21 protein-coding genes are annotated in these 21,793 nt (G+C 61.6%); 4 read left to right on the forward strand and 17 right to left on the reverse strand.

The genetic code is table 11. The features are described 5' to 3' along the window. Window positions 1-167: 167 nt before the first annotated feature. The 8 genes from FSY45_RS01185 to bla all read right to left on the reverse strand — a co-directional run bounded on the left by FSY45_RS01185 (window position 168) and on the right by bla (window position 9,629). The gene (locus tag FSY45_RS01185; RefSeq protein ID WP_046462050.1) at window positions 168-1,598 is read right to left on the reverse strand and encodes a chloride channel protein; all 1,431 of its coding nucleotides are present in this window, start codon (window positions 1,596-1,598) and stop codon (window positions 168-170) included. A gap of 197 nt (window positions 1,599-1,795) precedes the next feature. Next, window positions 1,796-2,152, reverse strand: a complete 357-nt coding sequence (locus FSY45_RS01190) for a DUF3325 domain-containing protein (RefSeq protein ID WP_046462049.1) — start codon at window positions 2,150-2,152, stop codon at window positions 1,796-1,798. Next, window positions 2,149-2,466 carry a hypothetical protein gene (locus tag FSY45_RS01195; RefSeq protein WP_223305723.1) on the reverse strand — a complete coding sequence of 106 codons (318 nt, stop codon included), beginning with the start codon at window positions 2,464-2,466 and terminating at the stop codon, window positions 2,149-2,151. Before FSY45_RS01195 ends, FSY45_RS01190 begins: the two co-directional genes overlap by 4 nt. Continuing rightward, window positions 2,463-4,103, reverse strand: coding sequence for a PepSY domain-containing protein (locus tag FSY45_RS01200; RefSeq protein ID WP_046462047.1), 1,641 nt, complete (start codon window positions 4,101-4,103; stop codon window positions 2,463-2,465). The genes FSY45_RS01195 and FSY45_RS01200 overlap by 4 nt, the downstream gene beginning before the upstream one ends. A gap of 10 nt (window positions 4,104-4,113) precedes the next feature. Next, window positions 4,114-6,696 (reverse strand): TonB-dependent siderophore receptor, encoded by a 2,583-nt coding sequence (locus tag FSY45_RS01205; RefSeq protein WP_046462046.1) that lies wholly within the window; start codon window positions 6,694-6,696, stop codon window positions 4,114-4,116. 99 nt (window positions 6,697-6,795) lie between these two features. Beyond that, a complete protein-coding gene (locus FSY45_RS01210) occupies window positions 6,796-7,779 on the reverse strand; it encodes a FecR family protein (protein ID WP_046462045.1) in 984 nt (327 codons plus the stop codon). Continuing rightward, the gene (locus tag FSY45_RS01215) at window positions 7,776-8,243 is read right to left on the reverse strand and encodes a sigma-70 family RNA polymerase sigma factor (RefSeq protein WP_039048631.1); all 468 of its coding nucleotides are present in this window, start codon (window positions 8,241-8,243) and stop codon (window positions 7,776-7,778) included. The genes FSY45_RS01210 and FSY45_RS01215 overlap by 4 nt, the downstream gene beginning before the upstream one ends. Window positions 8,244-8,723: 480 nt before the next feature. Further along, complete coding sequence (bla, locus tag FSY45_RS01220) at window positions 8,724-9,629, reverse strand: class A beta-lactamase (RefSeq protein ID WP_003067956.1); 906 nt, start codon at window positions 9,627-9,629, stop codon at window positions 8,724-8,726. 113 nt (window positions 9,630-9,742) lie between these two features. Here bla and FSY45_RS01225 point away from each other — a divergent pair, with 113 nt between their 5' ends. Continuing rightward, window positions 9,743-10,606: a LysR family transcriptional regulator gene (locus FSY45_RS01225; RefSeq protein ID WP_003067957.1), complete on the forward strand. Its 864-nt coding sequence runs from the start codon at window positions 9,743-9,745 to the stop codon at window positions 10,604-10,606. Between the two features lie 139 nt (window positions 10,607-10,745). Further along, window positions 10,746-11,462, forward strand: coding sequence for a glutathione S-transferase (locus FSY45_RS01230; protein WP_046462043.1), 717 nt, complete (start codon window positions 10,746-10,748; stop codon window positions 11,460-11,462). 117 nt (window positions 11,463-11,579) lie between these two features. Here the strand turns inward: FSY45_RS01230 and FSY45_RS01235 are convergent, their stop codons facing one another. From FSY45_RS01235 to FSY45_RS01265, 7 genes are all read right to left on the reverse strand, one after another. Next, complete coding sequence (locus FSY45_RS01235; RefSeq protein WP_039048628.1) at window positions 11,580-12,080, reverse strand: disulfide bond formation protein B; 501 nt, start codon at window positions 12,078-12,080, stop codon at window positions 11,580-11,582. 166 nt (window positions 12,081-12,246) lie between these two features. Then, window positions 12,247-13,374, reverse strand: a complete 1,128-nt coding sequence (locus FSY45_RS01240; RefSeq protein WP_046462042.1) for a sulfate/molybdate ABC transporter ATP-binding protein — start codon at window positions 13,372-13,374, stop codon at window positions 12,247-12,249. A gap of 29 nt (window positions 13,375-13,403) precedes the next feature. Then, entirely contained in the window at window positions 13,404-14,444 is a 1,041-nt protein-coding gene (cysW, locus tag FSY45_RS01245) for a sulfate ABC transporter permease subunit CysW (protein ID WP_034352057.1), read from the reverse strand. After that, on the reverse strand, window positions 14,444-15,301 hold the full coding sequence (gene cysT / locus FSY45_RS01250; RefSeq protein ID WP_034352054.1) for a sulfate ABC transporter permease subunit CysT: 858 nt from the start codon (window positions 15,299-15,301) through the stop codon (window positions 14,444-14,446). The genes cysW and cysT overlap by 1 nt, the downstream gene beginning before the upstream one ends. Before the next feature lie 167 nt (window positions 15,302-15,468). Further along, window positions 15,469-16,470 carry a sulfate ABC transporter substrate-binding protein gene (locus FSY45_RS01255; protein ID WP_003067963.1) on the reverse strand — a complete coding sequence of 334 codons (1,002 nt, stop codon included), beginning with the start codon at window positions 16,468-16,470 and terminating at the stop codon, window positions 15,469-15,471. Window positions 16,471-16,687: 217 nt separating this feature from the next. Next, entirely contained in the window at window positions 16,688-17,275 is a 588-nt protein-coding gene (locus FSY45_RS01260) for an alpha/beta hydrolase (RefSeq protein ID WP_003067964.1), read from the reverse strand. A 142-nt stretch (window positions 17,276-17,417) separates the two neighbouring features. Beyond that, window positions 17,418-18,359, reverse strand: coding sequence for a LysR family transcriptional regulator (locus FSY45_RS01265; protein ID WP_003067965.1), 942 nt, complete (start codon window positions 18,357-18,359; stop codon window positions 17,418-17,420). Between the two features lie 194 nt (window positions 18,360-18,553). Between FSY45_RS01265 and FSY45_RS01270 the strand changes: the two genes are divergently transcribed. Both FSY45_RS01270 and FSY45_RS01275 read left to right on the forward strand, forming a co-directional pair. Further along, window positions 18,554-19,171: an FMN-dependent NADH-azoreductase gene (locus FSY45_RS01270; RefSeq protein ID WP_003067966.1), complete on the forward strand. Its 618-nt coding sequence runs from the start codon at window positions 18,554-18,556 to the stop codon at window positions 19,169-19,171. A 232-nt stretch (window positions 19,172-19,403) separates the two neighbouring features. Continuing rightward, window positions 19,404-19,805: a hypothetical protein gene (locus FSY45_RS01275; protein ID WP_050788992.1), complete on the forward strand. Its 402-nt coding sequence runs from the start codon at window positions 19,404-19,406 to the stop codon at window positions 19,803-19,805. 42 nt (window positions 19,806-19,847) lie between these two features. On the opposite strand, the gene FSY45_RS01280 is transcribed toward FSY45_RS01275, so the two are convergent. Both FSY45_RS01280 and FSY45_RS01285 read right to left on the reverse strand, forming a co-directional pair. After that, window positions 19,848-20,645, reverse strand: a complete 798-nt coding sequence (locus tag FSY45_RS01280) for an SDR family oxidoreductase (RefSeq protein WP_046462041.1) — start codon at window positions 20,643-20,645, stop codon at window positions 19,848-19,850. Between the two features lie 141 nt (window positions 20,646-20,786). Further along, window positions 20,787-21,785 carry an ABC transporter substrate-binding protein gene (locus FSY45_RS01285; RefSeq protein ID WP_046462040.1) on the reverse strand — a complete coding sequence of 333 codons (999 nt, stop codon included), beginning with the start codon at window positions 21,783-21,785 and terminating at the stop codon, window positions 20,787-20,789. Between the last annotated feature and the right edge of the window lie 8 nt (window positions 21,786-21,793).

Raw genomic sequence — 21,793 nt, forward strand, 5'->3', positions numbered from 1 at the left:
TCGCCCCACTTCTCGCTCTTTGGATATCACATGCCTGTAGGCCTGACTCACCGACTGCGCCTCGCGTCCAGAATCACCTGAACTACTGATTTCACCCGAGCATAAGCACCGTTGGCCCAAGCTAGTTCAATTCCGCGTAGACGCTGCTGATGGATTCAACCGACAGCCTAGCCTTGACGCGACTTTTGCAGTGCATCAGTCTCTGAAGACTCGTCCCGCGCCACAGGCTGTGTGGACTCCGCTGGAGCCGCAGCGGCTTCAGGCTCCGGCACCTTGGGCAAAGAGGCCCTTGCCATCTGGAGCATGTGCAAGGCCAGCGACTCATACAGCGGCCGCGCAATCATGCGCGAGATCATGCTGGCGATCATGGCCGATGCCATGAGGCTCAGCACCAGTGAGTGGCCGTCCACCATCTCCATCACGATGATGAAGGCCGTCAGTGGCGCCTGGGTGACCGCCGCCAGAAAGGCAGCCATGCCCATCGCTATCAATGCAGGCGCTATATCCGCAGTTCCAACAATCGATGCAACGTTATTCCCCACGCCTGCACCAATCGACAGCGAGGGCGCAAAGATACCGCCGGGTACGCCCACCCAGGCCGATAGCCAGGTAGCGATGAATTTGAGCGTGACATAGAACTCGGGCACATCGGCCTCGCCCTGCAGCATATGCTTGACGGCTTCAGAGCCCGCACCAAAGGTGGCGCCGCCGGTGACCACGCCGATGACGGCAATCAGCAGGGCCAGCACTGCCGCAAAGCGGATGGGAAAGCGTGACCTGAGCTTGTTGAGGCGCTCCGTGGATGAAGTCAGCGAGTGGGTCATGAGCTTGGCGAACAGGCCGCCCAGCACGCCGCAGGTCAGCGCCACGGCAAGACAAGGCAGCAGGTCACGCCAGCCGAGTTCGGCCACGCGGATGCGGCCAAAATAGCTCAGATTGCCGAAGACCGAGACCCCCATCAGACCGGCCAGCACAATGGCCGCGATGATGAGTCCGCTGGAGCGCGACTCCAGCTTGCGCGAGAGCTCCTCGATGGCAAACACCACGCCCGCCAGCGGGGCGTTGAAGGCTGCTGCAATACCTGCCGCCCCACCGGCCACCAGCAAGGCATGGGTGTTGATGACGGACTTGGGGCCCAGCCAGCGCCGCGCCGAATGCATGACACCGGCAGCCACCTGCACCGACGGCCCTTCGCGCCCTATCGACAGCCCAGCGAGAAATCCCGCGCTGGACAGCACGATCTTGGCAAACGACAGCCACAGCGACACAAAGCGCTTGCGCAGACTGGCATCGACCGATGGTTCAAGCGTGGCAATCACCTGCGGGATGCCCGAGCCGCTGGCACCCGGAGCCCATTTGCGCGTGGCCCAGACCGCTGCCGCCGTGATGGCCGGCATCCAGATCAACACCAGCCAGCCGTGGACGCCGTGGTAGATGCTCTCGAAAAATCCGAACGCCGCCTCGGCCAGCAGCGTGAAAGCCACCACGCTCAGGCCCGCTGCCGCGGCATAGGCCAGCACCACCGTCCGCTCCAGCCAGCGCTTTCCGTCGCGCATCTCCTCATTGAGGTTGTGAAAGAAATCTGGCTCTTGCTGCATGGGCGGGCAATCGTTTCGGGGCGGCTGAAAAAATGGGCGAATACCCACATTCTGCGCCTGCCCAAGGACTTGCTAGATCGGCATTAGCCACAACGATTGCCCACACAGGTTTTTACAACGACTGCCCGATTCGCACATCTATTGCGAATCGCCCGGCTAAAGCCCGAGGGAATGCCCATGCGGTCATGCCGTCTAACTCATCCCGTGAATGCCACCCAAAGCGTCCCGGCCAAGGCGACCAGACCTCCCATGGCCACCAGCACTGCACCGGGCCCAGGCACATAGGCGAGCAGCCATGTGAGTGCCAGCGCGGCCACACTGAGGCAGCCCAGCCAGACGATGGTTCCCACCGCAGCACCCCACAAGCCCATGCACAGCCACAGTGCGAGCAGCATCAGCGCCGCCCCCGCCAGGCGCAGCACGACCCGCAGCGCCGGCCCGGGCTCGCCACGCGATACAAGCTGATCGCAATGCCTGTCCATGGCCTGGCTCAGCACCAGCATGCCTGCCAAGCACAGCGCCAGGGCGCAGACCATCACCTGCCACAGACTCATGCCACACCTTTCAGCGCCTGCAGCGCAGCTGTCAGCAAAACTGCCGAGCCCGCCATCCATGCCGTCACGCGCAGCAGGCAGCGCACATGGAAGGCCCAGAGCGCCACTGCGGTGTAGAGCACAAAGCTGAGCAAGGTGGAAAGCAGCACGGCAGGTGCACGCTGCATGGCACCCACGGCCACAAGCACATGAGCCATCACGGCGCAGGCCAGCGCCGTGAGCGCATAGCCGCCCAGCGTGGCCATCAGCACGCGCAGCAGCACGGCCCAGCGATAGCGCCTGGTCTGAGCCTTGGTCATTGCCGCCGCTTTCATGTGAGACCTCCTGAGACAACGCCACGGCTCGCACGCAGCTGCGCCATGTTTTTGCTGCGCTGCGACTTTTCATGCCGCCATGCGCCCCAGGCGACCAGCAGGCCCAGCGCCATGCAGGTCAGCTCCAGTCCGCCCCTCTGACCATCGCCCTGCGCCAGATACATGCCCACGTGCTGGCCTGTAGTCATGGCATTGAGCAGCGGCAGGCCCACGCACAGCAAGGCCACAATCCATAGCTGTTCGCGCCAGGCCTGGCGCGCCGTGCGCAGCAGCGCATGCAGCAGGCTCAGAACCCAGACCGCAAAGAACACGCGAATTTCCCAGCTGGAACGTGCCTCCAGCACCAGGGGCAGCAGACGATTGCCGTACAGATAGGCAATGGACGCCAGCGCCGAGCCTGCCAGTGCCGCCACATTGAGCGCATCGATGCAGCGGTACATGGAGGGCGTCGCCGTGCCCCATTCATGACCGCTTCTTGCACGGCGCTTGACCGCAAACAAGATCGATCCGCTGGCAATCATTGCCGTGCCGACCAGGCCCAGGACAAAGTACAGCCACTTCATCGTCCAGCCGCCAAAGGTGACCAGATGCAGCGCACTGATGACGGGGTAGGTGTCAGTCGCCAGATTGCCGGATGCGGGGTTGCTTGGTGCTTGCAGCAAGCGACCGCTGGCGGCATCAAAGATCAGTGATGTGGCGCTATTGACCATTCGGCGAGTCGCGGCCGTATCCGGCTTTCCTTCAGTGAAGCGTATCGTGGCCGGCGCCCCCTCAGGTCGCTGCACCACCACGCCCACAACGGGCTCCGTCAGCAGGGACTGGGCCTGCTGCGCAAGGCTGACAAGGTCCACAGCTGCAATGGCAGGCACATTCGAGAGCGTATTCGCCTCGGGTCTGGCATTCAACTCGGACTCGTAGCGGCTGTAGGCCGAACGGTCCTGCCCATACAGCGATTGCAGCGGCCAAGGCATATAGCTGGTGTAGAAATGCGCGAGTCCTGTGTAGACGATCATGAACAGAAACGGCAGCGTGAGCACGGCCGATGCATTGTGAGCATCCAGCCAGGAGCGCTGGCCCTTGCCGGGCCGGAAGGTAAAGAAGTCCTGAAAAATGCGCCGGTGCACAATCACGCCGGAGACCAGCGCCACCATCATGCACATCGACACCAGTCCCACCACCCAGAAGCCAGCGATACCGCCCTGCAAGGAATAGTGAAAGGACATGAAATGCCGGCCGCCTTCGGTCTCGCGCGTGGCGGGTTCGGGCAAGGCTTCGCCCGTCTGTGCATGCAGGCTGGCCTGCTGATCGCCGTCCAGGGTACGCGCGAATACCTTGACCCCATCGCCTGCGTGCAGCGGCAGACCGATGCGCCAGATACTGGCATCCGGCGCCGTCTTGCTCAGGTGCTGCTCGGCCAGCCGCAAGGCCTGCAGACGCTCTTGCGGAGAAAGCGGCTGCTGGCCGCTGCCCTCCAGTGGCAACCCCTGCATCCATCGCGTGATGGGCTCACGGAACACACTGATCGAGCCCGTCAGGAAAATGGCGCAGAGCAGCCAGCCGCACACCAGGCCGCACCAGGTGTGCAGCCATGACATGGTCTGGCGAAGTCCGGGCTGAGATGCTGGCTTGCCGCTCATGCCAGCCCGCTCAGAACGCGCCACGCAAGGTCAGCAGCACGCTACGCGGCTCGCCATACCAGTTGCCGCTGCCCGAGGTCCCAACCGTCTTGTAGTAAGTCTTGTCGAACAGATTGTGCACATTGAGTGCAGCCGACCAGTTGCGATTGATGCGGTATTGCACGCTGGCACCCCAGACGGCGTAGCCGGCCTGGGTGAAGCGGAAGGGAACGGCATTGCCATCGTATTGGCCCGATGCCGGGTTGTAGCTGTTGGCCGTGCCGCTGACATAGGTGGCGCTTTGCAGCGTTACGCCACCGCCCACCGTCCATGGCGAGAGCTGACCCTGCAACTGATACGTGCTCCACAGCTTGAACAGGTGCTTGGGTGTGATGGAGCTGTAGACCAGTTGCGACGGGTCGGTCTTGTTGCGATTGTGGTTGTAGGTATAGCCGGCAAACAGCTGCCAGCCCTGCGCCAGCTGACCGGTCACTTCCATGTCCAGCCCCTGGCTGATGATCTTGCCCTGCGCGACATAGCAGCAGCTCAGGCCCAGATTCCCCACATCCGTTTCCGGATAACGCGGATCACGCACCGCCTGCCCCTTGCGCTCGATACGGTAAAGAGCCAGCGCTGTATTGAGCTTGCCATCGGCGAGTTCCCCCTTCATGCCCAGCTCGAAGCTGCGGCCTTTGATCGGGTCCAGCGCGGCCCCCGGTGCCGGCCCGGCCAGCATATTGGCCTGCGATTTGTGGATCTCGGTCACGCTGCCATAGGCTGTCCACTGCTTGCCCAGGTCGTAGACCAGGCCTGCATAGGGGGTGAAGATACCGCTTTCGCTGTAGTACTCGCGACCGCTCGCCCGAACACTGCCATCGGCGTTGTAGTTGATGTATGGCGTGTCGTAGGAGTAGCTGGCATAACGTCCTCCGACAATGGCAGTGAGCTGATCCGTCAGGCTCAGGTTGGCACGACCATAAAAGCCTTTTTGCGTGGCTCCATAGCCGGGATAGCTGCGCGTCATGCGTTCGCGTACCGCAGGGGGTATTCTGCCGGGATCGAACTCATAGACATTGGTCAGAGACAGCGGCGTATCCATCTCGGAGTAATAGGTGTCCTGATCGTCACGGACCTTGCTCCAGTCCGCGCCGAAGAGCAAGCGGTGCTTGCGGCCAAACAACGAGAACGGGCCGCTGGCATGCACATCCAGGCTTTTTTTCTCCGAACGAAAGTCGTTGGAAAAGCCGGTCCAGTTGGCGCCAAGACCTGTTGCAGGGTCAACGGCTCCGCTGAGGCTGGCCAGCCGTGAATCGCTGTCCACCTTCTGATAATTGACTTGAGCCTTGAGCTTCCAGTCCCCCGCCAGTTGCTGGTCGAGTTGCGCAAAAATCTCCTTGGCGCTCTTGTCGTAGTGGCTCCAGCCCGCCATCAGCGCGGTTTTGCGGGACAGCTTCAGATCGTCGCCATTGGCGGCACGCGGCAGGCCTTCGCGCCAGGGAGTGGCCTTGAGCTTGTCGTAGCTGGCTCCCAGGCTCACACGCGTGGAGCTGGTCACATCGGCCTCCAGAATGCCGTAGAGCAAGCTGTTTTGCGAATCCGCTCCGCGATAGAAAAAGTTCTTGTCCGAATGCGCGAGCACGGCACGACCTCGCAGGCTCCCTGCTTCATTCAACGGGCCCGCAACATCCAGCTCGGCCTGTTTGCGACTCCAGCTGCCGACGCCCACCGAGCCCAGAATCTGCTTTTGCGCCGTGGGACGCTTGCGCACCAGATTGATGGCACCGCCAGGCTCCCCATTACCGCTGAACAGACCGTTGGCGCCGCGCACCACCTGCACACTGTCATACATGGCCAGATTGGGGTCGAACAGCTGCTGGCTGAACGCGTCCACACTGGCACCGTCGATCTGCACATTGCTGATCTCGAAGCCGCGCGACAGAAACTTGGTGGCCGCACCGCCCAGTCCACCCGCGCCGCCATAGTCCACCGTCACGCCGGTGGTCTGCTGCATCACCTCCCCCACATTGCTCATGGCCTGATCTTCAATGCGCTGGCGCGTCACCACCGAGATCGACTGTGGTGTCTCGCGGATGTCCTGCCCTTTGCCCAGGGACACGTATGAGGCGGCATACGAGCCGCTGCCTTCCGTGGCTTCGCGTTCAGCCTGGGCCGTCACCGTCACCTCGCCCAGCATGCCGGTCTGGTTGCTGTGGCGGCGCACGGTGATGGCCGACCCGGCAGGTACCGCTTCCAGCCCGCTCCCAGTCAGTGCCTTGCCCAACGCCTCGTTCAAGGTATGAACGCCTTGCAGCGCCGGCGCCGTGCGGCCTTCCACCAATGCAGCGTCAACCGAGACCGACACCCCCCAGGTGCGGGCCAGTGCATTCAATGCCTGTCCCAGGGGCTGCGCAGGCAAGCTCAGGCTGCGCGATGTGGACATGGCTGTCTGGCTGCTGGCGCTCTGGGCATGAGCCGTCGGCAACACCGCCAGGCCCGACCAGCTCAGACAAGCCAAGGCACTGGCCAGAGCCACGCTGCGCAGACTGCCACCATGCGAACCCGCAGCCAAACCCTTCCCTTGGTTAGAAGAAAAATGAGAGTGATTTCTTTTCATCAAATACGTCCTGTGAACTGCTTGTCAAAGTGCTTTCACAGTGAAGACGCATGAAACGGTTTGTACCGGACAAAAATTTTCATCCGGCCTTGCCGGCCGTCAGCGCCGACGGATGATGGTGCGGCCATCGGCCAGTTGCTCCACGCGCACCGGCAGGGAGCGCGACAGGCTGGCAATGAAGATGGCAGGCTCGCGCAGCTTGAAGCTGCCGGTCAATCGCAGGGATTGCAAAGAAGCCCCATCGTCCAGCAGCATCGGCTGGGCCAGATAGTCACTCCAGCGCGCCACGACTTCGGTCAGTGGCGTGCGGTCGAACACCAGCCAGCCTTCGCGCCAGGCGCCCACATCCGAAGCATTGAGCGAGTAGTGCGCGAGCTCGCCGCCTGCATAGATGCGCAGGCCTTGGCCGGCGCCCAGCATGGCATCGGGATTCTGATCCGTCATGCGGGCTTGCTGCCACACGGCCACACGGCCCTGGGCGACGCTGACCTGCAGGCCGGTAAGCCTAAGGGCCACAGAAAAAACCGTACCCAGTACACGCACCCGGCCCAGGGCCGTGTGGACCTCCAGCGGCCTCTGTGCATCATGGGCCACGTCGAGCCGGATTTCGCCCTGCTGCAGATGAACCTCGCGACGCTGGCGGTACAGCAGCACCGATGCATCGGTGCCAGGCGCCAGATCGAGCTGGCTGCCATCGGCCAGATGACGGCTCAATTGCTGTCCATGGCCTGTATGCAGCGCGATCTGCTCCGTTGGCTGCAGCCAGTGCCAGCGGCCAAGCATGCCGGCCAGGCCCGCCACACCAGCGACTCCCAGCACGGAAAGCGCACGCCGGCGCGTCTGCTGCGCACGCGCCGACTGGGTGGCGGGCAAGGGCATCTCGCCCTGCAAGGCGCTGCCTTGCGTCGCTTCCCAAGCTGCCATGGCGGCCTGCGCCGCCTGTTCGTTCGCCGGCTCCCTGGCACGCCAGCGTTCCAGCGTCTCTACCGCTACCTGCGCTGCTTCGGTACTTGCGCCATGCTGGCGAGCAATCAGCAACAAGGCGTATTCCAGCCGTTTGCGCTCGGGCATCTCGGCCTTCATGACTTGAGCCCCATGCAATCGCAGACGGCACGCACCACATGTTTTTCGATGGCGGCTTCGCTGATATTCATATGCGCTGCTGCCTCGGCATGGCTGAAGCCATAGATGCGCACCAGCACAAACACCTCGCGACGCTTGCGCGGCATGGCTTGCAGGCGCCGTGACAGCAAGACCAGTTGCTGTCGCCCTTGCACCTGACGCTCGGCCGAGGGCGCCTCATCGGCCCCCACTACCGCCAGGGTTTCCAGCATGCGTGCTTCTGCAGCGCGGCGGCGCGCATCGTCGATCACAATATTCTTGCCGGTACGAAACAGCAGTGCTCGCAAATCCCGTACCGCAAGCTCTCGCGACTGCATGGCAAAGACGCGGGCATAGCTTTCCTGCACGACATCTGCAGCCGCATCCCGGCTATTGAGCGAGCGAGCAAAGAAACTGACGAGTTCTGCGTAATAGTGCGCAACCACGGGTACACCTCGACCTCTTGCGAGGCATGCCGCCCAGGCTCTGGAATCGGCCGCAAAACATGCAGCTACGGAGCGGGAAAGCGCAGACTCTATCAGAAAATGAGAATCAATCTCATTAAATGACAGATCTCGACGCCTCTTCGCATCAATGCAGAGCCGGCGTCGCGACAAACTTTGAACGTGCGTCTGCAACGCTGGCGCGACTGGGTGAGCTCCGCCCCGGGTCATCTCCTGCGATCAGCCATTCAGGCGCAACAACTGCTGCCGGGCCCACCCAAGTTCAAGCGCAAGGCTCGGACAGGACTTGTGATTGGTCAGCCCCCTACCCTGCCTGCCAGCAAACCTCAAGCCTGAAAGGCAAGCCCACAGAGCATCCTGCGGGCTGCAATCGAGTGGATGGTCAGGCTTCTGTAACAGAGCTTCCCCCAAGCCTGCAGGCATGCAAGATCCTTGCCCACGATCGAAATGACCGCCGCTGGTTCAGATCGTGTAATACCAGCGTTTGATCGCTTCGCCAGCCCTGGCCAACACGGCTTCTCGCCCCGCCCCATCGAGCGGGCTGCCGGTCAGATACGCCGTCACCAGCAGCGGCGCAGATTGTGCGGTAGGCCAGACGATAAGAGTGTCGCAAGCCGTGCCCCTCTCTCCGCTGCCTGTCTTGCCGCCCACTGTCCAGTCGCCGGGCATGCCGGCGCGCACGCGCTTGTCACCGGTACGGCTGTCCACCAGCCATTGCTGCAACAAGGCGCGGGCATAGCCCTCCAGCACATCGCCCAGCAGCAGTTTCTGCAGGCTTTGCACCATGGCTTGCGGCGTCGTTGTGTCGCGTTCATCGCCGGGCAGCGCAGTGTTCAGCGAAGGCTCGTTGCGGTCCAGCCGGGTGATGCCGTCCCCCAGTTCGCGCAGCCATTGCGTCAGCGCCGCCGGCCCGCCGCTGGCCTCCAGCAGCACATTGGCCGCCGTGTTGTCGCTGACAAGCACCATCGCTTCACACAGTTCCTGCACCGTCATGCCGCCATTGGCACCCGCGCGCTTTTCGGATATCGGCGACCAGGCCACGACTTCGGAAGGAGAGTAATAGAGCTTGCGCCACAGACGAATTTCATCTCGCTGTGCCAGATACAGCATGCGTGCAGCCAACAAGGTCTTGAAGGTACTGCACATGGGAAAGCGCTCATCGCCGCGCCAGCCCGCCTCGGCGCCACTGACGGTATCCAGCACATACAGGCCGAATCGGCCCTGGGCCTGAATCTCCAACGCCGCCAACTCGTCGCTCAATGTTCTCGCTGCTGCGGCTTGCTGCTTGGAGATAAAAGCACAGCCGCTCAGTCCCCAGGCCCCCAGCCCCAAGGCCAGTCCTGTTGTCAGCATGCTGCGTCGCTGCATAAGATCCTCTTTTGGTTAACTGTCATGGTTTGAAGCATAAATCGGTAGATTCGTATGAACCAGCAGTAATAATTGACACCATCCATTAGAAAAACTTTTATCTTGATTGAGATATGCAGCTACCACTGAACGCCTTGCGCATGTTTGATGCGGCCGCCCGTCACCAGAGCCTGACTCGCGCCGCGCAGGAGCTGCATGTGACGCAGGCCGCCGTCAGCCAGCACATCCGTAATCTCGAAGAGCGCCTTGGCAAGCCTTTGTTTCGCCGCCTGCCGCGCGGCCTGGCCCTGACCGACGAAGGCCAGGCCTTGTGGCCCGTGGTGGCACAGAGCTTTGAGCGCATAGAGCAATCGCTGCAGCAGGTGGCAGAACCACGACCACGCGAAATTCTGACCGTGGGCGTGGTCGGCACTTTTGCCATAGGCTGGCTGATCCCCAGGCTGAGCCAGTTCCAGCAGTTGCACCCCTACATAGATCTTCGGCTGCTGACCAATAACAATCGCGTGGATCTGGCCGGCGAAGGGCTGGACGCCGCCGTGCGCTTTGGCGACGGTGCCTGGCATGGCACGCACGCGCAGATGCTGCTGCGCGCACCGCTCTCGCCCATGTGCACCCCCATGCTGGCACAACAGCTGCGCGAGCCTGCCGACCTGGCCCGGCAAACCTTGCTGCGCTCCTATCGCACCCAGGAATGGGAAGGCTGGTTTGCCGGCCTTGACCAGGCAGCCCCGCTGGCGCGCGGAGCCATGTTCGACTCTTCGCTAACGCTGGCCGAGGCCGCCGCTCAGGGCGCAGGCATTGCCCTGCTGCCCGCACGCATGTTCGAGCACATGCTGCAACAGGGCCGGCTGGTGCGCCCTTTTGCCCATGAGGTCGACACCGGCGCCTACTGGCTGACCTATCTCAAATCGCGTCAGGCCAGCGCCGCCTTGCAAACCTTCAGACAATGGCTGATGACCCAGTTGCAAACTGACTGAAACCAGCGCTCTTTAATGGCTAAAACCGTTTCACTCCAATCGTTTCAAGCTATCAATCCGTGAGTACTCCAAAACATCTAAGCCGCACAGGTCTGCATGGCTTCAGGGCAAGAGGTACAGTACACGCCCAGCAAGCGCCATGGCGCTTTGGTTTCATTCATCTCATCAGATACCTGCCTTGACTGCCGCCGCCACCCTGCCCGTCCTGTACTCCTTCCGTCGCTGCCCCTATGCCATTCGAGCCCGTCTGGCGCTGGCCCATGCGGGCCTGGCTTGCGAACTGCGTGAAATCAATCTGCGCAACAAGCCACAGGCACTGCTCGACGCATCGCCCAAGGGCACGGTGCCCGTGCTGGTGCTGCAGGACGGAAAAGTCATTGATCAGAGCCTGGAGGTGATGCTGCATGCGCTGCACGGCAACGACCCCGATGGCTGGCTGCAACCCACGCATGGCAGCCTGGAGGACATGCTGGCTCTGATCGAGCGCAACGACGGCTTTTTCAAACAGGCTCTTGATCGCTGCAAATACCCCGAGCGCCACGATGCCGAGGCCGTGAACCAGGCCCAGGCCGACGCGCTGACCTGGTTGTCGGCACTGAACGATCAGCTCGAGGAAACCGGCTATCTGTTCGGTCTGAACCCCAGTCTGGCCGATATGGCACTGCGCCCCTTTGTGCGCCAGTACGCGCGCATCGACGAAGCGCAGTGGAACGAGCAGCCCTGGCCTCATCTGCAGCATTGGCTGCAGCGCTGGATTGACTCGGCCCTGTTTGCCGAAGCCATGGAAACCTATCCAGGCTGGTTGCCCGGCAGCAAGGGGCCGACATTTGTTGGCGAGAGCGTGGAAAGCCTCTAATGGTGAAACCATGGCTGCAGCTGCTGGAGTGACAGCTACGGCCAGTGTTTCCAAGCCATGAAAAAGCCCCGGCAGCTTACGCTTGCCGGGGCTTCATAGTTTGGATGTCGCCGGGATTCAGCGCTTTACGCCCTTGATCAACAGCATGGCCAGAATCACGAAAAACGCCACGAAGCAGACAAACGACCAGTTGGCAATGGAGCCGCCAAGCAAAGTCCAGTCAATGGCCGCACAGTCGCCCGAGCCCTGGAAGATCATGGGAATGGAGCGGCTGAAGGAATAGTGCTCGATCATGCCGTAGAAGTCACGGCCGCAGGTCGCAAACTCGGGTGGATACCACTGTAGCCAGCTTTGGCGTGCCGCCACAAATGCACCGAAACCGCTGGCCAGCAGGGCCAGAATGCCAAAGCTCATCCACCAGCCTTTTTGGTCTCTAAAGCTTGCCAGCCCTGTGAAGATAGCTACCAAAATCAGTGCATAGCGCTGTACGATGCACATGGGGCAAGGCTCCAGACCCACCACATGCTGCAAGTAAAGGCCAAACGCCAGCATGGCCACACAGGCGACGCTGATCAGCGCCAGGATGCGCCGCGGCGCGGTTTCAAACCATTGAAGCATCAATATTCTTTCTGCGAAATTTCTGAATCATGCCAGCACCAAGGATAACGCCCTCTGATGCCTGCACGACTCCTTCGCAGGAGACTGCAAGCCAGAGCCGCCTCTCGGCGACTCTGAGACTCCCGCCTGAGAGGCAGGGGTAAGGCGCATAGCGCCTCAGGGGGTATCAAATCCCAGCCGCCTCATCCAGGAACACCTTAGCCCGGCGCGGCGTCACCACCAGGGTTTCACCTTCGCGCAGACCCATGTCCTTGAACTGCTGTGCGGGAATCTGGGCTTCAATCAACCCGTCTTCCCCGGCATGGCTGACATTTGGTGTGGTCTCGGAGGGAATAAGTTCCAGCCTTGCAATGGGGCCGACCACAATGGCGCGCGAAAGCTGAGCCACGATGCCTGTGGGGCGCCCCTGGGCGTCGAGGTTCTGGCCCGGGGAATAGCGCTCCACTTCCAGATCATGGGGTCGCACATAGGCAAAAGCCTGGCTGTCCTGGGCACCGCGCGCATCGCTACTGTCCAGCTGCATGCCTTCGTCCAGATAGACCCGGCCATCGCTGGCGCGGCCCTTGAACAGGTTCACATCGCCCAGGAAGCCATAGACAAACGGAGTGGCGGGGTTATCCCAGACTTGCTGGGGCGTGCCTTCCTGTTCGATCTTGCCCTGATTGATGACCACCACGCGATCCGCCACTTCCAGGGCTTCCTCCTGGTCGTGGGTCACGAAGATGGAGGTCACATGCAACTCGTCGTGCAACTGGCGCAGCCAGCGTCGCAGCTCCTTGCGCACCTTGGCATCCAGGGCACCAAAGGGCTCGTCAAGCAGCAGCACCTTGGGCTCGACAGCCAGGGCACGGGCCAGCGCGATACGCTGACGCTGGCCGCCCGAGAGTTGCGATGGATAGCGCTCGGCAATCCAGTCCAGTTGCACCAGCTTGAGCAGCTTCATGACCTTTTCCTTGATCACTGCCTCGCTGGGGCGTTCCTTGCGCGGCTTGACACGCAGGCCGAAAGCCACGTTCTCGAACACCGTCATATGGCGGAACAGCGCGTAGTGCTGAAACACAAAGCCCACGTTGCGGTCTCGCACATGCACATCGGTGGTGTCTTCACCGCTGAAGTGGATGCTGCCCACATCGGCAGTCTCCAGACCCGCGATGATGCGCAGCAGCGTGGTCTTGCCGCAGCCCGATGGGCCGAGCAAGGCGATCAGTTCGCCCGATTTGATATCCAGACTCACATCGCGCAGGGCCTGAAAATCGCCGAACTGCTTGCTGACATTACGAATTTCGATACTCATGATGAATCTCTTGTTCTGATCCGGGCAGCTCAGGCTGCCTTGGCGGTTTTGTTCGTTGCGAGGCTGATCTGGCCTGGGCGCTCGGGCGGTGCTTCGGCAGCGGCCCTGGCCTGCTGCTCGGCACGCCATTCGGCGAGGGACTTGATCACCAGCGTCACCAGCGCCAGCAGCGCCAGCAGCGATGCCACGGCAAAGGCGGCTGCCGCCTGATAGTCGGCATACAGCACTTCCACATGCAGCGGCATGGTGTTGGTCTGGCCCCGGATATGGCCGGAGACCACGGACACGGCACCGAACTCGCCCATGGCACGGGCGTTGCACAGAATCACGCCATAGACCAGACCCCATTTGATATTGGGCAGGGTGACATTCCAGAAGGTCTGCCAGCCCGAGGCGCCAAGCACGATGGCGGCCTGCTCTTCGTCGCTGCCCTGGGCCTGCATCAGCGGGATCAGTTCACGGGCGATGAAGGGAAAGGTCACGAACACGGTGGCCAGCACGATGCCGGGCACGGCAAAGATGATCTGGATCTCATGCTTGGCCAGCCAGGGGCCCAGCCAGCCGTTGGCGCCAAACACCAGCACGTACATCAGACCGGCAACCACGGGCGAGATGGAGAATGGCAGGTCAATCAAGGTGGTCAAAAAGGCCTTGCCCTTGAACTCGTACTTGGCGATGCACCAGGCGGCGGCCACGCCGAAGACCAGGTTCAGGGGCACGGCAATCAGCGCCGTGATCAGCGTGAGCTTGATGGACGAGATCGCATCAGGCTCGCCCAGCGACGTGACGTAGACATCCCAGCCCTTGCGCAGCGCCTCGCCAAAGACGGACAGCAGCGGCAGGATCAGGAAGATCAACATGAACAGCAGGGCCACTGTGGTCAGAACCCAGCGCACCCAGCGCGGCTCGGTCGTGGTCATCTTCTCCAGCTTGGCGCTCTTGGGCGGGGCCGTGATCTTGTAGAGCACGACCAGGACCAGCAGAGCAATGGCGACGATGGTGAAAAGATGCGCCCAGATGGGCAGCAGATTGGGAAACAGCGCCTGAATCGCTGCGTGAATCGAAGACATCAGCGGCCTCCCTGCGCCTTGCGCTGCCATGCCTGCAGTGCGTTGATCAGCAGCAGCAATACAAAAGAGATCAGCAGCATCACCACGGCCACGGCCGTGGCACCAGCCACATCGTGTTGATCCAGCTTGGCCATGATGATCAGCGGAGTGATTTCCGAGACCATGGGAATGTTGCCGGCAATGAATATCACCGAGCCATATTCACCCACGGCGCGCGCAAAAGCCATGGCAAAGCCGGTCAGCAGCGCCGGACCGATATGCGGCAGTATGACCTTGTAGAAAATCTGCCAGCGCGATGCGCCCAGGCTGGTTGCCGCCTCTTCCAGCTCCTTCTCGAAGTCTTCAAGCACCGGCTGAACGGTACGCACCACAAAAGGCAGACCGATGAAAATCAGTGCAATGGCGATGCCCTTGGGGTTGTAGGCCATCTGAATGCCCAACGACTCGAAGTACTGTCCGATCCAGCCATTGCCCGCATACAGCGCCGACAGCGAGATACCGGCCACGGCCGTAGGCAGCGCAAACGGCAGATCGACCAGCGCATCCACCACCTTCTTGCCGGGGAACTGGTAGCGCACCAGCACCCAGGCGATCAGCATGCCGAACACCACGTTCACGCAGGCCGCGATAAAGGACATGGTGAAGGACAGCTCGTAGGAAGCGACCACGGCCGGCGCCGATACCGCAGTCCAGAACTGTTCCCAGGTCAATGAGAAGCTTTTGAACAGCAGGGCTACCAGCGGGATAAGCACGATGATGCTCAGATAAAAAATGGTGTAGCCCAGCGTCAACCCGAAACCGGGCAACACTCGCTTGGCACTACGCGCCTTGCGGGGGGCTAGAGCAGCAGAGGACATATTCAAAAGGCGATGTAGAAAAAGTGATTGCAGCCAACATGCCGGGCCTATGAACAGGCAGGCGCCCCACAGGGACGCCGAGCAAGGGCCGCCCCTTACGCTTGGGGCGTCGCCCCCTCCCGCGCAGCGAGAGAGGGGGAAGCGGCATAGCCGCTCAAAGGGAGTCTTTATTTACCGGGGGTGTAGAGCTTGTCGAACTGGCCGCCATCGTTGAAGTGCACCTTCTGCGCTTCGGTCAGCGAACCGAAGTACTTGGCCACGGTGAACTGCTTGATGGGCTTGAACTGGTCGGCGTGCTTCTTCAGCACTGCTTCGGAGCGCGGGCGGATCGCATGCTTGGCAGCGATTTCCTGGGCTTCGTCAGAGTACAGCCACTGCAGATAGTCGTTGGCCAGCTGGGTCGTGCCCTTCTTGGCCACGGTGCGCTCGACCACAGCCACTGGATTCTCGGCCACGATGCTCACCGAGGGGTAGACGGCGTCGACCTTGCCCTGGCCGAATTCACGGTCCACGGACACGACTTCGGATTCGAAGGTGATCAGCACATCGCCGATATTGCGCTGCAAGAAGATGCTGGTCGCATCGCGGCCGCCCTTGCCCAGCACGGGCACGTTCTTGTAGAGCTTTTGCACGAATTCGGCCGCTTGCGCATCGGTGCCGCCCTTCTCACGTACCGAGCCCCAGGCGGCCAGATAGGCGTAGCGACCATTGCCGCCGGTCTTGGGGTTGACCACCACAACCTTCACATCTGGGCGCACCAGATCGGACCAGTCCTTGATGTTCTTGGGATTGCCGTTGCGCACCAGGAACAGCATGGTCGATGTAGTGGGCGATGCGTCATGCGGGAACTTCTTGTTCCAGTCCTTGGCGACCACGCCGTTCTGGGCCAGGAAATCCACATCGGTGGTCGTGTTGAAAGTCACCACATCGGCAGCCAGGCCGTCATTGACGGCGCGGGCCTGGGCACTGGAGCCGCCATGGGACTGATCCACCTTGATGTCCACGCCCTTGGTCTTCTTGTAATGGGCGATGAATGCAGCGTTGTAATCCTTGTAGAACTCGCGGGCCACGTCATAGGAGACATTGAGCAGCTGAGTCTGTGCCGAGGCAGCGCCTGCTGCTGCCAGTGCGATGGATGCCAACAATGTCTTGAGCTTCACGGAATGCATGGTTCGCTGCCTTTTCTTGAGCAATGTGTATAGATGTAGACATTGTGCGAACGACTCCTTAAAACTCAAAAGAATATATTTTTCTTTGTTTTTCTGAAATTCAATATAAAGAATAAAACAGCACGCGAGTTCAAAGTAAAAATAGCCGTAAGCGCTCTATCAGAAAGCGCATACAGCTATCAAAAGAAAAGCATGAAAGAGGAACAGCCCCTGGATTTCAGGCCGCAAGTGCAGTTGCCTGCAAGGGCCGGGTCGAGGTCTGAGCATTCCAGCCGCCCTGCTCGGTCAGCGATTGCAGCAGTGCCAGCCCCAGTGGCCAGGCGCCAAAGCCCGACTCGATATTGATATGTCCGGCGTTCTGCAAACGCACCAGCTCGCTGCCCCAGGCCCTGGCATAAGCGCCCGCACGGCGAATGGGGCAGAACGGATCATTGCTGCTGGCCACCAGCACGCTGCGATAGGGCAGCGGCGCATAGGGCACGGGGGCGAAGTCGGCAAGCTGGGCGCGACGCTCGGGGTCGGCAGGAGCCACGAGCAAGGCGCCGTGCACGCGCGCCGCAGCAGCCTCGCCCAGATGCGCGGTCGTGATGCAACCCAGGCTATGGGCCACGATGACGGCAGGTCGCTCATCGGCGAGCAAGACTCTTTCCAGCTCCGCCACCCAGGCATCGCGGTGCGGCACCAGCCAGTCCTGCTGCTGTACACGCACGGCGCCTTCCAGCTGCTCTGCCCACAGGCTTTGCCAATGTCCGGGACCGGAGTTGCGCCAGCCAGGCACGATCACGATGCGAAATGGGGATGTCATGCTGCCTCCTGTAATCTCGAAGCGCCAGCCGGGCCAGAGGAAAAAAGCCCGGCGTGCTCCTGATCTGATAACAAGGCAGTCATTGTGGGCAAGGCCTGCCCAAATCCCAACGAATGTTTTGTTGTTATCTTATGGGCAGAAGCTAATGCTGCGCCGAGGCCGATGCTGCCTTTTGCACGGCAGAGATGCTGCTGCCCGGCATGCGCTCCCCAAGGAAGTCCAGAAAATGCCGCACCGCCGGTGCCAACCCACGCCGTGAGGGGAACACCGCATGCACGATGCCGCGCGGAGGTGCCCATTGCGGCAGCAACTGCACCAGAGTGCCCCGGGTCAATTCGTCCTGACACATATAGTCAGGTAGCCAGCACATGCCGCTGCCGGCCAGGGCCGCAAATTTCAGCGTCAGCAAGTCATCGACCACATAGCGCGGCTGCAGCTGCAGCCGGTGCTCCTTGCCTTCGGGCCCGACGAGCAGCAGGCTGGAATGACCGTCGACTGCCGTCATCGCCATGCTGTCCAGCAACTGCAGGTCCTCCAGCGACCTGGGGGTGCCCTGGCGCTGCAGCAGATCGGGGCTGGCCACCAGAATCTGGCGCGAGCTGTCGAGTCGCTTGACGACCATGGAGCCGCTGTCCTCCAGCGTGGCACGCACGCGCAATGCGACATCAACCCCCTCCTCGACCAGATTGACTGGGCGGTTGGTGACCTGCATCTCCACCTGCACCAGCGGGCAGCGCTTGAGGAATTCGGGCATCAGCTCGCCCAGGACGGTCTGCGCCAGCGTCACCGGGCAGGTCACACGAATGGTGCCGCGCGGCTCGGTCTGGACTTCGGCCACGGCATCCGACGCTGCCAGGGCGGCATCGCGCATGGCCTGGCCGTGGCGCAGAAAGGTCTCCCCCACTTGTGTCAGAGACAGCTTGCGGGTGGTGCGTTGCAGCAAGCGCACCCCAAGGTGGGCCTCAAGTTCAGCAACACGGCGCGAGAGGCGCGACTTGGGAATACCCAGTGCCCGCCCCGCAGCGGCAAAGCCACCGCGCTCGACCACTTCGACGAAGTACAGCATGTCGTTGAGATCCACCATGCATATATCCTTGGACTCGATTGAATTGATATTTGGAACGATCTATCGCATTTTTGCAGACTTATTGCCGAATCTAAACAAATCTACAATCTATCCCATTGCAACTCAAAACGAATCACTGTTTTGCCGCAACGCAGCATCCGAGCTGGGCAAGAAGTGCTCTCTTACTCATTTTTAGAGGTATAGGTACCAATATGCAAATCCTGCACATCGACTCTTCCATCACTGGCTCCAGTTCCGTCACCCGCTCCCTGACAGCCGATATCGTTGCCAACCTCAAGCAGGCCAACCCCGAAGCCAAGGTGGACTACCTGGACCTGGCCGTGAGCGCCCCCAGCCACCTGAGCGCGCAATCTCTGGGCTTTCGCACCGGCCAGGCCGCTGCCACCGAAGTCGAACGCCAGGAAAACGCCGTCTCCGAAGCGCTGGTCAGCCAATTCCTGGCTGCTGACGTGATCGTGGTGGGTGCCCCCTTCTACAACTTCACCATCCCCTCGCAGCTGAAGGCCTGGCTGGACCGCATCGCCCAGGCTGGCCGTACGTTCAAGTACACCGCCACCGGTCCCGTGGGTCTGGCCGGCGACAAGAAGGTCATCGTCGCTTCCGCTCGCGGCGGCGCATACTCCACCAGCGAAGCGGGCCAGGCCATGGAGCACCAGGAAAGCTACCTGAAGGTGATCTTCGGCTTCATGGGCGTGACCGACGTGACCATCGTTCGTGCCGAAGGCGTGGCCATGGGCCCCGACGCCAAGGCTGCCGCCATGGAAGCAGCCAAGGCTCAGATCGAGCAAGCACAAGCCGTCGCTGCCTGATAGCTGGCAAAGCTGCAAAAGCCGGTACCGCCCAGGGCGTACCGGCTTTTTTGCGCAAAAAAAACTTGCTCACGACCAAGGTTTTGGACATTTCCGACTGAAGTTCTGGAAAAAACTGCCGATCTGAAGGCCTGAACCGGCTATTTTTGATACGCTGAAAACAGTTAGATACCGATCAGGTCCGAGTCTCGGTTGCTCGGACATGCTTTCCCAGATGCCAGCTTCCCGTCCCATGCCCACCGCCGTCCGTCAATCGCCTCAGCGCTCCGACGAAAACCTCGTCGTCACCGCTATTGCCGTATTTCTGGTGGCAGCACTGATTCTGGGTACGGTCGCCTATCGATACTTCAAGCATTCACAGCAGCAGCAGGAGCAGACTCGCAGCGAGCGTCAGGCCTACAAGCGCTATAACGACTATCTGGACTCCACCGAACAGGCAACTGCCAAGCCTGCCGCCAACCCGCCTTCCCCCGTACAGACCAGCGCTCCTGCCGCAGCGCCCAGCATGGCCGAGAAGCTGCTCAGCCACCCTGCCGTCACGCCAGGCCCCGGCTTCAACGCTCCGGGCGTGCAGCAGACCGGCGTGGCCATCATCGATGCGATAGATCACGCCCAAGCATCCGCCAAGCAGTAAGGGCAAGAAGGCAGACAGGCTTTGCCTTGGCTGCCTGGAAGCTCAGCGCATCACCAGACCGCCGTCGACCAGCAGCAGCTGCCCAGTCATGAAACCGCTGAGTTCCGACGCAAGGAACAGCACCGGCCCTGCCACATCCTCGGGCCGTGCCAGCCGCCTCAGCGGCGTGGCCGCCATCAGCGATTCACGGAAAGACTCCTTGCTGCCCTGTGTGCCCTGCGTGGGATAGACCAGCCCGGGCGCCACACAGTTAACGCGGATGCCCACTGGCCCGAGCTCGCTGGCCAGATTGCGGCTGAAGGCCAGCAGAGCGCCCTTGGATGTGGTGTAGTCGTGATAGGCGACGACAGGCTGCTCCACGAGATTGCTGACGATATTGACAATGCTGCCGCGCGCGCGCTGGCGCATCAGCGGTAGCACCGCACGACAGACATTGAAGCTTGCGCCTACGGCCCCATCGAACTGTGCCTGATAGTCCGCCCATTGCAGATCGTCAAAACGGCTGCGGCGTTCCGGATCGAATGCATAGGGCCTGAAGGCATTGTTGACCACGATATCGATGCCCCCCGCTTCGCGCACTATGCTGTCCACCATGCTCTGCACCGCATCGGGCGAGCCCACATCGGCCTTGACCGCCCAGGCATCGCCGCCCGAGTCCTTGCCCGCGGCCAGGCAGGCATCCACTGTGCTGGCTGCAGCCTCGTCATTGGACAGGTAGTTGACGGCCACCGCCGCCCCCTCGCGCGCAAACGCCAGGGCAATCGCCGCACCGATGCCGCGGCTGGCGCCCGTCACCAGCACCACCTTGCCGCGCAAGCCCATTGAAGAAGACTGACTCATATTCACGATTTCCGTTCAAACACTGGCAGATCCCAGGGAAGAGACAGCAGGCAAGGGCCTTGGCGGCCTCGCCGCCCCACTGCAATGCTGTCCTCCCCCAAGGCGCGAGGCCGCCCAGGCAACGCGCCTCCAGGGGGAGATTTACAGCGGCACAACCACATCCGCCACCTTGATCTGACGCTGCACCATGCCCAGCGCACGATAGGCATCGGCACCTTTTTGCAGCGCAGCCATATCGAAGCTGCCCAGCGGCTGGCCCTGGAATGCCGGCATGGAAGAGGCGTTACGCAGGCGGATCACATCCAGATTGATATCGCGACGCGTGCCGTCGATGGCATATTTGCTGGCCAGCACCGAGGCCTCCTCGGGATTCGCCATCATCCAGGCAGCGCTTTCGCGGTAGCCCTTGACGAATGCCTTGAGCAAGTCCTTCTTCTGCTGGAACACCTCCTCGCGCACCACAAACATGTCGCTGGACATATTGAGGTGGTCGCTGACCTGCATCACATTGACTTCGCCGATGCCCTTGCGCAGTCCCACAGCCAGGCCGGTATCCGTGGCGGCCGTGGCGTCAACCTGCCCTTGCATCAGGGGCGCAAAGTTCAACAGGCCGGTCACGACAATGCTCACATCCGACTCCTTGAGGCCGGCCTGATGCAGCATCACCAACAGGTTCTGGCGCGTGCCGCTGGCAAGGCTGTAGACACCGATCTTCTTGCCCTTGAGGTCCGCGGGCTTGCGAATGCCCGAGGACTTGAGCGAAACCACATTGAACACGTTCTGCGGATAGATGTCGTAGATCGCCACCAGCTTCTCACCCTTGTCCAGAGCCATGAAGAAGGAACCGGGGTCGGTAAACGCCACGTCGGCCTGGCCGCTGAGGATGTTGCGAATCGCATCGCCGCCGCCCGCTCCGGGCAGATAGGCCAGTTCCACGCCGTTCGCCTTGAAGAAGCCTTTTTCGGGCTCGACCAGAATATTGGTGATCTCGCTGATGGGCTTGCTCCAGCCGGCCAGGCGAATCTTGCCCTGCAGAGGAACCGCCATGCTGGTGCCGGTCATGGCAAGGCCGCTCAGGCCTGCACAGGCGCCGAGCAGGCTGCGGCGAGAGATGAACGAAGTCTGGTTGCTGGAGTGCATGACAAATG

It is taken from the genome of Comamonas sp. Z1, assembly GCF_008121555.1.
Classification (GTDB): Bacteria; Pseudomonadota; Gammaproteobacteria; order Burkholderiales; family Burkholderiaceae_C; genus Comamonas; species Comamonas thiooxydans.

Coding starts and splice junctions, on each gene's coding strand:
- FSY45_RS01185 (WP_046462050.1), bottom strand. CDS start 1,598: ATGCAGCAAGAGCCAGATTTCTTTCACAACCTCAATGAGGAGATGCGC.
- FSY45_RS01190 (WP_046462049.1), bottom strand. CDS start 2,152: ATGAGTCTGTGGCAGGTGATGGTCTGCGCCCTGGCGCTGTGCTTGGCA.
- FSY45_RS01195 (WP_223305723.1), bottom strand. CDS start 2,466: ATGAAAGCGGCGGCAATGACCAAGGCTCAGACCAGGCGCTATCGCTGG.
- FSY45_RS01200 (WP_046462047.1), bottom strand. CDS start 4,103: ATGAGCGGCAAGCCAGCATCTCAGCCCGGACTTCGCCAGACCATGTCA.
- FSY45_RS01205 (WP_046462046.1), bottom strand. CDS start 6,696: ATGAAAAGAAATCACTCTCATTTTTCTTCTAACCAAGGGAAGGGTTTG.
- FSY45_RS01210 (WP_046462045.1), bottom strand. CDS start 7,779: ATGAAGGCCGAGATGCCCGAGCGCAAACGGCTGGAATACGCCTTGTTG.
- bla (WP_003067956.1), bottom strand. CDS start 9,629: ATGCAGCGACGCAGCATGCTGACAACAGGACTGGCCTTGGGGCTGGGG.
- FSY45_RS01225 (WP_003067957.1), top strand. CDS start 9,743: ATGCAGCTACCACTGAACGCCTTGCGCATGTTTGATGCGGCCGCCCGT.
- FSY45_RS01230 (WP_046462043.1), top strand. CDS start 10,746: ATGGCGCTTTGGTTTCATTCATCTCATCAGATACCTGCCTTGACTGCC.
- FSY45_RS01235 (WP_039048628.1), bottom strand. CDS start 12,080: ATGCTTCAATGGTTTGAAACCGCGCCGCGGCGCATCCTGGCGCTGATC.
- FSY45_RS01240 (WP_046462042.1), bottom strand. CDS start 13,374: ATGAGTATCGAAATTCGTAATGTCAGCAAGCAGTTCGGCGATTTTCAG.
- cysW (WP_034352057.1), bottom strand. CDS start 14,444: ATGTCTTCGATTCACGCAGCGATTCAGGCGCTGTTTCCCAATCTGCTG.
- cysT (WP_034352054.1), bottom strand. CDS start 15,301: ATGTCCTCTGCTGCTCTAGCCCCCCGCAAGGCGCGTAGTGCCAAGCGA.
- FSY45_RS01255 (WP_003067963.1), bottom strand. CDS start 16,470: ATGCATTCCGTGAAGCTCAAGACATTGTTGGCATCCATCGCACTGGCA.
- FSY45_RS01260 (WP_003067964.1), bottom strand. CDS start 17,275: ATGACATCCCCATTTCGCATCGTGATCGTGCCTGGCTGGCGCAACTCC.
- FSY45_RS01265 (WP_003067965.1), bottom strand. CDS start 18,359: ATGGTGGATCTCAACGACATGCTGTACTTCGTCGAAGTGGTCGAGCGC.
- FSY45_RS01270 (WP_003067966.1), top strand. CDS start 18,554: ATGCAAATCCTGCACATCGACTCTTCCATCACTGGCTCCAGTTCCGTC.
- FSY45_RS01275 (WP_050788992.1), top strand. CDS start 19,404: ATGCCCACCGCCGTCCGTCAATCGCCTCAGCGCTCCGACGAAAACCTC.
- FSY45_RS01280 (WP_046462041.1), bottom strand. CDS start 20,645: ATGAGTCAGTCTTCTTCAATGGGCTTGCGCGGCAAGGTGGTGCTGGTG.
- FSY45_RS01285 (WP_046462040.1), bottom strand. CDS start 21,785: ATGCACTCCAGCAACCAGACTTCGTTCATCTCTCGCCGCAGCCTGCTC.